Below are 12,127 nucleotides of genomic sequence, written 5' to 3' on the forward strand. Positions count from 1 at the left end.
CGCCCCTACCGCGTCGCGTCCCTGCGGGCGTACGCCAGCTCGTCGAGCTGAACCAACGCCTGCGTGGCCAGGCTGTAGGCGGTGCCGGGACGTTCGCGCAGCACGCGGCGGGCCCGGTCGAGCGACTGCCTGATCCGGTTGATCGCCGCCTGTTTCGGCGAGAGATCCTGGCCCTCGACCTCCAGTTCCTCTTGGTTGAGCAGATGCTCGGCCTCGCTGAGCAGGTCCACCGCCCGCGCGACCATCGCCTGCGGCGCCAGCGGCGGTTGCTCAAAAGTGCTGTAGGCGATGACCAGGCACTCCATCATGCGCTCTGTGACGAACCAGGAGGGGCCTTCCGGCCCTGTCCCGCCCGCGCCGACCAACCTGCCGATGTCGTCCCACAGGCCGACCGCGGGGCCGTCCCGCAGCACCCGCTGGTCGAGGTGATCCATCGCCGCCTCGGCGAGCGCCATCAGCCGGTCGCGGGTGTCGACGTCGGTGCGCAGGCGAGCGGCCTCCAGGCAGCGTTTCAGCAGCATGGTCGCGAAATCCGGGACATACCAGATCAGCGGGGCCCCGCCGGCGACGTCCTCGCTGCCCGCCAGGTTCAATCGCACACCCGGATAGTGCAGCGGCGCGGCCGGATCACCGACGGTGAACCGGCTGGTGATGCGCCCGCGGCGGGCCAGCTGGTCGAGCACCGACACCGTGCGCGCCAGATCCTCGGTGCTCTCCCGGTAGACCAGGTCCTGGATGAGCACGGCGGCGACCACGAGACTGAAGTACTCCGACTCCTCGCCGTCGGAGGTGCGCCAGGGGATGTCCTCCAGCGGCCAGCGGCCACTGTCGAAACGGGCCACCCTCGACCAGTAGTTGCGGGTCAGCTCGAAGCGCAGCTGCAGCGCGTCGGCGAGGGTGCGCTGCTCGTCGGTCAGCAGATCGAGTTCCCGGATACGCTGCGAGGACAGGTCGATGATGCCGTCCAGGGCGACGGCCGTGAAGTACAGGTAGGGACGGGATTCGGCGTACCCGCGCGTGCTGCTGACCCGGCCCGGCACGAGAGCGATGGGTTCGGCGCTGCGCACGATGCCCCAACTCCATCCGCATTCGAACAGCCGCCCGTCGTCGGCGACATCGATCTCGGAGGTCTGACTGAGCCTGACCTCGTTGGCCGCCTGCACCCGCAGGCGTTCCAGCTGCGTCGACAACCGGCCGATGATCTCGTCGGACGGCGTGCGGGACTGATTGAGCATGTAGACGATGGATTGCCCGTACTCGGTCTTCGGCTCCGGCGTGTGGATGACGAAACTGCGGATCAGCCCCGCCATGGCCGCGGTGAGCCGCGCGCTGACCTGTTCGATCACCGTGGGAATCCGCTCGCGCAGCTGCCTGGCCTCCAACCGGACCTCGCCGCTGACGAATCGCAGGAACCCGCGCAGGAACCGCAGCGCCGCGATGCACAGGCTCAACGACATCGAGTACGAGTCGACGACCTCCACCGCCTGTTGCTGCGCGGTGAGCGAACTGTCGTCGCCGCAACGCAAGTAGGTACCGCTGGCGAAGACCGGTTCGCCGTCGGGTCCGGTGTAGCGGCGCAGATAGTCCTCCACCAAGGCGACCAGGACGCCGCCGATGCGGGTCTCCTCACCGAAAGGGCCCAGCGCGGACCGCACGTCGGGACTCATGTCGTTCGGCTGGTCCAGCGCGAACGCTTCGATCTCGGTGGCCGGATACAGCAGGCAGAGCAGCTGTTCGGCGTCGCTGATGGAGTTCGCGCCGTCGCGCCCGCCCCACTTCCACGTTCCGTTGCGATAGGAGTAGGCCAGTATCGCTCGCCACAGCTCGAGCAACTGCTGCCTCGGCCGAATCCTCATGTGTTCTCGGACCTCGCCCCCGCGTTCGACCGGCGGCGCCGGACGTCGTTACTTAGAGTGTGCCCCGCGAATGTTCACTTGGCCAAGCACCCTTTGCGGGGTCACCGGTTGCTGCGAGATGTCCTGAGACGCAGAGCCTTCCGGTCGGTCGAGGCGACCCGCCCGGTCGCGGGGTGGCTGCGGGGCCTCGATCGGCGCTCCGCATCGTCCAGGTACCGGGGCAGATGGGGAATTCGCGCAACCTTCCCGCGTCCGATGAGGCTATCCCGCGGCTACTGCGCGGGGGTGAACCCCCGAGTCCGGTCGCGGGCGGATCGCCGCCCACAACCGGCGCGACGGCGTCAGCTCCCATCCGGGTCAGCTCCGGCCCGCGGTGAGGCGGCTGATCACCGCACGGAAGTCCGCGGTCTGGAACGAGAGATCCTCCGCGGTCGTGGCGTAATCCAGAGTGGCCAGCACCGCGCGTTCCAAGTGCAGGTTCAGCAGCCGCTTGGTGCTCTCGACCGCTTGGCGCGGCAGTTGGAGAACGCGTTTCGCGCAGGCCAGCGCCTCGGTGCGGGGGTCGGCCACCACATGGTTGACCAAGCCCATCTCGCGGGCGCGCTCGGCGGGGATCTTCGCGCCGGTGAGGGCGTACTCCTTGGCCAGCAGCAAGCTGGTGTGCAGCGGCCAGGTCAGCGGGCCGCCGTCCGCCGCGACCAGGCCGACCTGGACGTGCGGGTCCTCGAGATAGGCGGTCTCGGCGATGTAGGCGATGTCGCTCAGCGCGACGAGACTGCACCCCAGGCCGACCGCGGGTCCGTTCACCGCCGCCACCACCGGCACCCGGCAGCGGGCCATGCCGAGCACGATGTCCCGGCCGTGCGCGATCGTCTTCGCCCGCAGCTCGGCGTCGCTGCCCAGCTCCGCGAGATAGGCGAAATCGCCGCCCGCGGAGAACGCCTTGCCCGCGCCGGTGAGCACCGCGACGCGCGCGTCTCGGTCGTCGGACAGGCGCGGCCACAGGCGCGCCAGCCCGGTGTGCAGGTCGTCGTTGACGGCGTTGAGCGCGTCGGGCCGGTTGAGCGTGATGATCCGGAGCGGTCCGTCGGCTTCGACGTGGATCTCTTCGGGCAGGTCGTACATGGTCAGACTCCTAATCCGAGGATGCGCGAGGCGATGATGTTCTTCTGGATCTGCGAGGTGCCGCCCATGACGCTCTGGGCGCGGCTGTAGAAGTAGCCGGCCAGCAGTTCGGGATCGTCCGTGCCGCCGACGGCCAGCGCCGCGTGCCCGACGGCTTGGTCCACCCAGGTCATGAGCAGTTTGTCCAGCGAGCCGTCCGGGCCGTGCATCACGCCGTCGAGCTGTTCGGACAGCCGCCGCCGCACGTGCAGGCGCAGCATCTCCGTCTGCACCGCCGCCCAGGCCAGTTCCGCCGGCGGCGGGCCGTCCAGGCGAGCGGCCAACTGGCGCACCGTTTTCCCGTAACGGGCCGCGTAGCCGAGAGTCGACGGTTCGCGTTCGTGCCCGACGACGGTCATCGCCAGCTTCCAGCCGTCGCCCGGCGCGCCCACCATCTGATCGGCGGCAACCGTGGCGCCGTCGAAGAGCACCTGCCCGAACTCCCTGGTCACGCCGCTGATCATCGCCAAAGGGCGTTGCCGCACACCGGGCTGGTCCATCGCGATCACGAACGCCGAGATGCCCTTGTGCCGCGGCGCTTGCGGGTCGGTCCTGGCCAGCAGCAGGCACCAGTCCGCGACGTCGGAGTAGCTGGTCCAGATCTTGTGACCGTGGACGACGTAGTGGTCGCCGTCGCGCGTCGCGGTGGTGCGCAGCGCGGCGAGGTCCGAGCCCGCCTCCGGCTCGCTGAAGCCCTGGCACCAGCGCTGGGTGCCGTCGATCATGCCGGGCAGGAAACGCCGCTGCAGTTGCTTGCCGCCGTGCCTGCCGAGTCCCTGCACGAGATACCCGAGGCTGGGTCGCGGCGGCGCGCCCGCGAGCGCGAGTTCTTCGTCCAGGATCACGTCGTAGACCGGCGGCAGCTCGTGGCCGCCGAATTCCTTCGGCCAGGACAACCCGAAGAATCCCGCCGCGTACAGCGCGCGATGCCATTCCCCCTGACGCGCCCAGTAGTCGTCGCCCGAAGTCGGGAACTTCCCGGCCGTCTCGGCGAGCCAAGTGCGCAACCGAGCGCGGAATTCGGCCTCCTGGGGTGAATCACGAAAATCCAAGGTCGATCTCCTCCAGTCGAACAGGGAACAGCTCGGTCGAGACCAGCGCGCGCCGCAAGTAGACGTGGGCCAGGCATTCCCAGGTGTTGCCGATGCCGCCGTGCACCTGGATCGAGGCTTCGCACACCGTGCGGGCGGCCCGCGCGGTGTAGACCTTGGCGACGCGTGCGGCCCGCACGGCCGCCGCGGGTTCCAGCTCGTCCACCGCCCAGGCCGCGTGCCGCAGCACACTGACCGCCCCTTCGATGAGCGCTCGATTCTCCGCCAGCAGATGCGCCACCGCCTGGTAGGACCCGATCGGGTGGCCGTACTGCTGGCGGACTTTCGCGTATCCGACCGCGAGATCCTGCGCGCCGCGGGCGACGCCGAGCAGGTCGGCGGTGGTCGTGGTGAGGGCGAGCGCGTGCCATCGGGTGGTGTCCACGGCCGTCAGCTCCCCGACGTGGCGCCGTTCGTCCGTCAACGCCGCGGTGCGCCGGGTCAGGTCCGCGCCGGGCAGCGTCGCGCCCAGCGATGCGGCCAGGACCCGCTCGCCCGCGACCAGCAGCGCCCCTTCGCTGCCGCGCGCGTCGACGGCCCTGCCGCCGACCGCGACCGTCCAGCCGCGTCCGTCGGCGCCGGATCGCCCGCGCAGGTCGTCGGCCAGCACCGGGCCGAGGAAGGCGACGTCGACCAATCCGCGGGCGAACTCCTCGGCCACGATCGCGACCTCGACGCCCGACGCGCCGTCGGTGCGCAGGGCACGCCAGCCGGTGGCCGCCACCGCTCGCTCCAACCGCGCCAGGCGGCTCTCGTCGTCGAGTCCGGCGACGGACCCCGGACCGAGATCGTCGGCCAATTTCGCGGCGGCGTCGCGCAATTGGCGTTGTTCAGTGGTCAGCCGGACGTCCATGGCGCTCCCTCAGCACTCGGCGCAGCACCTTGCCCGAGGGCAGGCGCGGGATCTCGGGCACGAACACGACCCGGCGCGGTCGCTTGTAGGCGGCAAGGCGCGCGCCGACCAGCGCGATCAGTTCGTCCGCGGTGAGCGTCGCCGCGCCGGACACCGCCGCGACGACCGCCTCGCCGTCCGCGGCGTCGGGCACGCCGAACACGGCGCAGTCGGTCACCTCCGGATGACCGTGCAGGACGGCTTCGATCTCCGCCGGCGCCACCTGGAAGCCGCGTACCTTGATCATTTCCTTGGCGCGGTCGGTCAGCCGGATCCAGCCCTGCTCGTCGACGTAGCCCACGTCGCCGGTGCGGTACCAGCCGTCGGCGAAGGCGTGTGCGGTCTCCGCGGCGGGCAGATACCCGGCCATCACCGATTCCGCGGAGCATTGGATCTCACCGATCTCGCCGGGCGGCAGCGTTTCTCCGGTGTCCAGTGCGACGACGCGCACCCTGACCCCCGGCGCGGCTCTACCGACCGTGTCCAGCCGCGGGTCTTCGAGCGGGTTGCACGCGATCACCGGCAGCTCGCTGGCGCCGTAGGCGGGCAGCCAGCGCACTCCGGTACGCCGGGTGACGGTTTCGGCCACGCCCACCGTCACCGGCGTCGCGCCCCACATGATGTAGCGCAGCGAACTCAGGTCGTAGGACTCGAGATCCGGGTGCCTCGCCATGGCCAGAGCGATGGGCGCGACCGCCATCTCGACGGTGATCCGGTCGTCCTGCACGCACCGCAGCATGGTCTGCAGATCGAAGCGCCGGTGCAGCCGCATCCACGCGCCCGCCCGCAACGCGGTCACGATGTTGAGCAGGCCCAGGATGTGCGAAGGCGGCGTGGCGATCTGGATGCGGTCGGATGCCGTGAGGCCGAGTACCTCCGTCCACTGGCGCACCGCGACCGACAGCGACGCGTGGGTGTGCCGCACCGCCTTCGGCATGCCGGTGGTACCGGAACTGAAGACCAGCACGGCGTCCGAGGCCTGATCCGGCTGCGCGGCAGTGTGATTCGCGGCGGCGATCGGTGCGTCCAGGTGCCGCATCGGCAGCAACTCGGCCAGTACCGGGTGGTCGCCGACGCCGCGGCTCGGGCCGGTGACCGCCAGCGCGTGCGCGACCTCGTCGTGCTTCCAGGCCGGGCTGATCAGCACCGCCGCCGCGCCCAGCCGCCAGAGCGCCAGCACGGCGACGACGAACTCCGGCCGATTCGACGACATCACCGCCACCCGGTCGCCGGGACGCACGCCGTCATCGGCCAGTTCGGCGGCGAGACCCGCCGCCAGACCGTCGAGTTCGCTCCGGGTGTAGGCCCGCCCTTCGAAGACGAGTGCGCTCGAAGTCGTGGTCGAGGACATTTGAGAGATCCCGTCTCGTGAGAGAGAATATAATTCTCATTCTGCTAGAATCTTCATACCAGGAGGAGGCGGTTCATGGCGAGAGCTTCTTTGTTCCAGCGCGCGACCGTGACCAGGATCGTGAAGGAGAGCGCCGGCGCGCGCACGTTCGTGCTCGCGCCGCAGGACGAGCCGATCGCCTACCGCGCCGGGCAGTTCTGCACGTTCAAGATCGCCGTGCACGGAACGGAGCTGTTCCGGTCCTACTCCATGTCCAGCGCGCCGGAGACCGACGGCGAGTTGATGACGACGGTCAAGCGGGTGCCCGGCGGCGCCGTGTCGAACTGGATGCATGACAACCTCACCGAGGGCGACGTGGTGGAGCTGACCAAGGCGGCGGGACGGTTCTGCCTGCGCGAGACCGACGTGCCGCTGCTCGGCTTCAGCGGGGGCAGCGGGATCACACCGGTCCTGTCGCTCACCAAGAGCGCGCTGGCCACCACGCGCCGGCGGGTCCGGTTGCTGTGCGCCGACCGCGACGCCGATTCGGTGATCTTCGAGGCGACCTTGACCGAACTGGCGCGGCGCCACCCGGGCCGCCTCGAGGTGGTCAGGCACCTCGACAGCTCGGGCGGCTTCCTCGACGCCGCCGCGGTGCGGGCCTTCGTCGGAGCCGACGGCCACGCCGATCACTACGTCTGCGGACCGGAAGCGTTCATGGAGATGGTCGAACTGGCGCTGCCCGGACCGGGACTGGTGTTCAGCGAGCGGTTCGGCGCGCCCGCGCCCATTCCCGACGCACCGGCTCCGGCCGACAGCGTGACCCCTACGGTGTCGACCCCTTCCGCGACCACCGCGGCGACGGCCACCGTGACGATCATCCTCAACGGCAAGAAGAGGTCGGTGCCGGGCAAGAAGGGCGAAACCCTGTTGGAGAGCGCCCGCCGCGGCGGCCTCGCTCCGCCGTTCTCCTGCGAGGCGGGCAATTGCGCCACCTGCATCGCCAAGGTGACCTCGGGAAGCGCCACACTGCGCCAGAACAACGCGCTGACCGACGACGAACTCGCGGACGGCTATGTGCTGACCTGCCAGGCCGTTCCGGACACCGAGTCGATCACCGTCGACTACGAGTGAGAGCATGCGGCACGCCGACCCCGAGCGCGACTTCGCGGTCGAGGGGCGAGAGCGGCGGGTCGCGCCTCAGCCCCCGTGCTCGCCCAATCGCGGCGGCGGGGCGTACCGGGGCTCGTAACCGGCGATCCGGATCGGGCTGCCGACCAAGCGGAACTCCCCGGCCGTCACCACGGTGTCCGGGCTGGTGTCCAGCGCCTCCGGCAAGTCGCGGACAGCGGCCGCGGGAATGCCGAGTGGACGCAGGCGTGCTTCCCAGCCGGTCGCGGTGTCGGCCGCGAGCGCCGCGGTGACCACCGCCAGCACCTCGGCACGACGGGAAACCCGGTCGGCCATCGTCTCGAACCCGTCGACGCCCGCTTCCGCGGCGAAGGTCTTCCAGAATCCGTCGTGGGTGATGAACAGCGCCAGATGGCCGCCGGCGGTCGGGAAGATCTGCGCCGGAACGTAATACGAATGCGCGCCCTGGGGGCGGCGCTGTGGCCGCTTGCCGTCGTTCAGGTAGGCGGCGGCGTGGTAGTTCAGTTGGGAAAGCATGACTTCGAACAGCGACACGTCGACCTGACCGCCGCGCCCGGAGACGATCTGGGCCAGCAGTCCCAGCGCGGCCGTGAGACCGGTCGAGTTGTCCGCCGACGAATACCCCGGCAGTGTGGGCGGCCCCGCCGGATCACCGGTGAGGGCGGCGACCCCGGCCGACGCCTGGATCACGTAGTCGAATGCCGGATCGTCCCCGCCGGTCAGGCCGTAGCCGGTGATCGCGACACACACGATGTGCTCGTTCCACCGGCGCAGCGCGTCGTAGGTGAGACCGAGCCGCCGGATCGCCGAAGGTTTGAGATTCACCAGCAGCGCGTGCGACCGCGCGACGAGTTCGCCGAGCCGCGCACGCCCCTGCTCGCTGCCCAATTCGATGCGGATACTTCGTTTGCCGCGATTCAGGCTCGCGAAGTAGCTCTCGCTCACCTGGCGGGAGATATCGCCGCCCGCCGGTTCCAGTTTGGTGACCTCCGCGCCGAGATCGGCGAGCATCATCGTGGCGTACGGTCCCGCCAGCATGGTGCCGACCTCCAGAATCCGAATCCCGGCCAGCGGCCCGGCCGAACTCACCGCAGTTCCTCGGCGAGTTCGGCGATCATCTCCCGGGTGCGTCGCTTGGAAGCCACCAGTTCGTCGCGGGTCTCGCCGATCGGCAAGAGGCGCACCGAGATGTCGGTGGCTCCCGCCGCCGCGTAGCGGCGCAACCCGGCAGCGATCCGCGCTTCGTCGCCCGCAAGGCACAGATCGCCGATGTCACGGGCGTCGCCCTGATCCAGCAGTCGCTGATAGTTGGGGGAAACCTCGGCCTCCCCCAGGATGCGGTTGGCTCGCTCGCGCGCCTCGTGCACCCGGCCGGGTTCGCACAGGCACACCGGCAGCCCGGCGACCACCCGCGGGGCCGGGCGGCCCGCATCCGCCGCCGCTTTGCTGATCTTCGGGACGACGTGCGTGGCGATCGCCCGCTCGTCGGCCATCCACAGCACGGTGCCGTCGGCGTGCTCGCCCGCGATGCGCAGCATCACCGGCCCCAGCGCGGCGACCAGCACCGGCACCGGAGCCACCGGCCCGAGATCGAGCGGGTTGTGCACGGTGAACGTCGCGTTCTCCACGTCCACCGAGCCCGGCCCGCGCAATCCGGCGTGCAGCACCTCGAGGTAGTCCCGGGTATAGGCGGCCGGTCTGTCGTAGGGCAGACCGAGCATGTCCCGCACGATCCAGTGATGCGAGGGGCCGACGCCGAGCGCCAGTCTGCCGCCGGCCGCCGCATGCGCCGAAAGCGCCTGCCGCGCCAGGGCGATCGGATGCTGGGCTTGCAACGGCACCACGGCGGTGCCCAGCTCGATGCGCGAGGTGCGCAGTCCCATCGCGGCGATCGTGATCAGCGCGTCGAAATCGGTGGGAATCTGCGGGATCCACGCCGTGTGCAGCCCCGCCGACTCCGCCCATTCGATGTCGCGCAGCATCCGTTCGAGCTTGCGCCCGGAATCCCCCTTCTCCGGCCCGATCATCACTCCGATGCGCACGATTCCTCCAAGCTGTGTGAATTCGGCACCCGGCCGGTCATGGGGCCGGGTTCCCGGTCAACGCGCGGATCTCGGTGACGAGCGTCTCCAGCGGAGTGCTCGTCGGGAACACCGCGGCCGCACCGGCTTCCAGCAGCCGCGGCACATCCGCCTGCGGGATGGTGCCGCCGACCACGACCGCGATGTCGCCCGCGTCGGCGGCGCGCAGCGCGTCCACCACGCGGGTGGTGAGCGCGACGTGCGCGCCGGAGAGGATGCTCAGGCCGACCACGGCCACGTCCTCTTGCAGCGCGATGGCGACGATGTCCTCGACCCGCTGGCGGATCCCGGTGTAGACGACCTCGAATCCCGCGTCGCGCAGGGTGCGGGCGACGATCTTGGCGCCGCGATCGTGCCCGTCCAACCCCGGTTTGGCGACCAGCACGCGAGCGGGCATCAGAACACCACCGGCTGCTGGAACTCGCCCCACACCGACTTCAGCGCGGCGGTCATCTCGCCGACCGTGCAATAGGCGTTGGCGCAACCGATGAGGCGGTGCATGAGGTTCTCGTCTCCTTCCGCGGCGCGCGAGAGGGCGGCAAGGGCGTCGCGAACGGCTCCGGCGTCGCGCTCGGACCGCACGCGAGCCAGCCGCTTCAATTGCCGCTCGCGCCCGTCGGCGTCGAGTTCGTAGGTGCCGATGTCCGGCGCGGGCTCCTCGGAGACGAACTTGTTCACCCCGACCACCGGGCGCTCGCCCGACTCCACCGCCTGATGCAGCAGGTAGGCCTCGTCGGCGATGAGGCCCTGGAGGTAACCGTCCTCGATGCAGCGCACCATGCCGCCGTGCCGCTCCAGATCAGCCATGATCTCGACGATCTTCGCCTCGGTCGCGTCGGTGAGCGCCTCGACGAAGTAGGAGCCGCCGAGCGGGTCGGCCACCCGGGTCACCCCGGTCTCGTAGGCGAGCACCTGCTGGGTGCGCAGCGCCAGCGTCGCGGATTCCTCGCTGGGCAGCGCGAACGGCTCGTCCCACGCGGCGGTGAACATCGATTGGACACCGCCGAGCACCGACGCCAGCGCTTCGTAGGCGACGCGCACCTGGTTGTTGCGCGCCTGCGGCGCGTAGAGCGAGGCGCCGCCCGCCACGCAGCCGAAACGGAACATCGAGGCCTTGTCGGTGGTCGCGCCGTACCGCTCGCGCACGATGGTGGCCCAGCGGCGGCGTCCCGCGCGGTATTTCGCGATCTCCTCGAAGAAGTCGCCGTGCGTGTAGAAGAAGAACGAGATCTGCGGTGCGAACTGATCGATGGTCATCCGGCCCCGCTCGATCACCGTGTCGCAGTAGGTGACGCCGTCGGCCAGCGTGAAGGCCATCTCCTGCACCGCGTTCGCGCCCGCGTCGCGGAAGTGCGCGCCGGCCACCGAGATCGCGTTGAACCGCGGCACCTCCGCCGCGCAGAACTCGACGGTGTCGGCGATCAAGCGCAGCGACGGCTCCGGCGGCCAGATCCAGGTGCCGCGCGAGGCGTACTCCTTGAGGATGTCGTTCTGGATCGTGCCGGTGAGCTTCGCGCGCGGCACGCCCTGCTTCTCCGCGGCGGCCACATAGAAGGCCAGCAGGATGGCGGCGGTGCCGTTGATGGTGAAGCTGGTGCTGATCCGCTCCAGCGGGATGCCGTCGAAGAGCACCTCCGCATCGGCGAGGGTGTCCACCGCGACACCGACCCGGCCGACCTCTTCGCTCACCTCGGGGTCGTCGGAGTCGTACCCGCACTGGGTGGGCAGATCGAGCGCGACCGAAAGCCCGGTGCCGCCCTGCTGGAGCAGATAGCGGTAGCGGCGATTGGACTCTTCGGCGGTGCCGAAGCCGGAGTACTGCCGGAAGGTCCACAACCGCCCGCGGTAGCCCGTGGCGAAATTGCCGCGCGTGAAGGGATAGACGCCCGGCGCGGGCGGGTCACCCCGCCGGTCTTCCGGGCCGTAGCTCGGCTCCAGCGGGATGCCGGAGGAGGTTTGCACTTGGTTGTTCATCATTGAATACGGTACTTGCAGAAAATGAGAATGCCAATACCGTAGGAGCCGGGTGGTCCGCGACGAGCGCGCGTCCGAATGTCGTCAGCGTCATCCCGGCTACGAGGTGCCGACCGTTACGCGCTGCGCTCCGCCCAGATCCCCAGGAACCACCGTGACTCTCGCCGCCCGCGAGGCGGTCCCGGCGTACTGCACCGCTTGCCTCGTTCCCGCAGGGCTGCCGCCGTTGCGCTCGGTAAGCAGCGAGCTGGCGTTACCCAACGCATGCGCGACCGCGATTCCATCACTGACCGCGGTGGCGGCTTGGGCGGCGTCGGCGTAGTAGCGACGCGCGTCATCCAGGCGTCCCGCGTCGTAGTGCACCCAACCCGCCGCGACCATCATTTCGGCTGCAGCGCTGGTCAATGTCCGGCCGACGTCATCGGTGGACGCGCCCTTGTCCAGCAGCTGGACGACATAGCCCACCTCATCGGCCGCGATACGGCACAGCCGGTCGCGTCCTGCCAGTAGGACCAGCTCGTGAATCTGGTGCACCGCCGCATTGATCTCGGCGACCTCACCAGCGCCTATCCGGACGCGGCCCGCTG

At 70.0% G+C, this 12,127-nt stretch carries 11 protein-coding genes; 1 reads left to right on the forward strand and 10 read right to left on the reverse strand.

The genetic code is table 11. The features are described from left to right. Positions 1-5 precede the first annotated feature (5 nt). The 5 genes from ACWDMM_RS05290 to ACWDMM_RS05310 form a co-directional block, all read right to left on the reverse strand. The gene (locus ACWDMM_RS05290) at positions 6-1,856 is read right to left on the reverse strand and encodes an SCO2524 family protein (RefSeq protein WP_195079186.1); all 1,851 of its coding nucleotides are present in this window, start codon (positions 1,854-1,856) and stop codon (positions 6-8) included. Between the two features lie 357 nt (positions 1,857-2,213). Then, positions 2,214-2,981 carry an enoyl-CoA hydratase/isomerase family protein gene (locus ACWDMM_RS05295; protein WP_357205718.1) on the reverse strand — a complete coding sequence of 256 codons (768 nt, stop codon included), beginning with the start codon at positions 2,979-2,981 and terminating at the stop codon, positions 2,214-2,216. 2 nt (positions 2,982-2,983) lie between these two features. Beyond that, entirely contained in the window at positions 2,984-4,072 is a 1,089-nt protein-coding gene (locus ACWDMM_RS05300; protein ID WP_449936099.1) for an acyl-CoA dehydrogenase family protein, read from the reverse strand. Further along, positions 4,059-4,964, reverse strand: coding sequence for an acyl-CoA dehydrogenase family protein (locus ACWDMM_RS05305; protein ID WP_449936101.1), 906 nt, complete (start codon positions 4,962-4,964; stop codon positions 4,059-4,061). Before ACWDMM_RS05305 ends, ACWDMM_RS05300 begins: the two co-directional genes overlap by 14 nt. After that, on the reverse strand, positions 4,942-6,354 hold the full coding sequence (locus ACWDMM_RS05310; protein WP_449936103.1) for a class I adenylate-forming enzyme family protein: 1,413 nt from the start codon (positions 6,352-6,354) through the stop codon (positions 4,942-4,944). Before ACWDMM_RS05310 ends, ACWDMM_RS05305 begins: the two co-directional genes overlap by 23 nt. A 75-nt stretch (positions 6,355-6,429) precedes the next feature. On the opposite strand from ACWDMM_RS05310, the gene ACWDMM_RS05315 reads away from it, so the two are divergent. Then, a complete protein-coding gene (locus ACWDMM_RS05315; RefSeq protein ID WP_449936105.1) occupies positions 6,430-7,467 on the forward strand; it encodes a 2Fe-2S iron-sulfur cluster-binding protein in 1,038 nt (345 codons plus the stop codon). A gap of 66 nt (positions 7,468-7,533) precedes the next feature. On the opposite strand, the gene ACWDMM_RS05320 is transcribed toward ACWDMM_RS05315, so the two are convergent. The 5 genes from ACWDMM_RS05320 to ACWDMM_RS05340 all read right to left on the reverse strand — a co-directional run bounded on the left by ACWDMM_RS05320 (position 7,534) and on the right by ACWDMM_RS05340 (position 12,074). Next, positions 7,534-8,574, reverse strand: coding sequence for a CaiB/BaiF CoA transferase family protein (locus ACWDMM_RS05320; protein ID WP_449936107.1), 1,041 nt, complete (start codon positions 8,572-8,574; stop codon positions 7,534-7,536). Continuing rightward, positions 8,571-9,527, reverse strand: coding sequence for a TIGR03564 family F420-dependent LLM class oxidoreductase (locus tag ACWDMM_RS05325; RefSeq protein ID WP_195079179.1), 957 nt, complete (start codon positions 9,525-9,527; stop codon positions 8,571-8,573). Before ACWDMM_RS05325 ends, ACWDMM_RS05320 begins: the two co-directional genes overlap by 4 nt. Before the next feature lie 37 nt (positions 9,528-9,564). After that, a complete protein-coding gene (locus ACWDMM_RS05330) occupies positions 9,565-9,963 on the reverse strand; it encodes a cobalamin B12-binding domain-containing protein (protein WP_195079178.1) in 399 nt (132 codons plus the stop codon). Then, a complete protein-coding gene (locus ACWDMM_RS05335) occupies positions 9,963-11,540 on the reverse strand; it encodes a methylmalonyl-CoA mutase family protein (RefSeq protein WP_357205735.1) in 1,578 nt (525 codons plus the stop codon). Before ACWDMM_RS05335 ends, ACWDMM_RS05330 begins: the two co-directional genes overlap by 1 nt. A 99-nt stretch (positions 11,541-11,639) precedes the next feature. After that, on the reverse strand, positions 11,640-12,074 hold the full coding sequence (locus ACWDMM_RS05340) for a hypothetical protein (RefSeq protein ID WP_195079176.1): 435 nt from the start codon (positions 12,072-12,074) through the stop codon (positions 11,640-11,642). Positions 12,075-12,127 lie beyond the last annotated feature (53 nt).

The organism is Nocardia sp. NPDC003726, assembly GCF_053586955.1.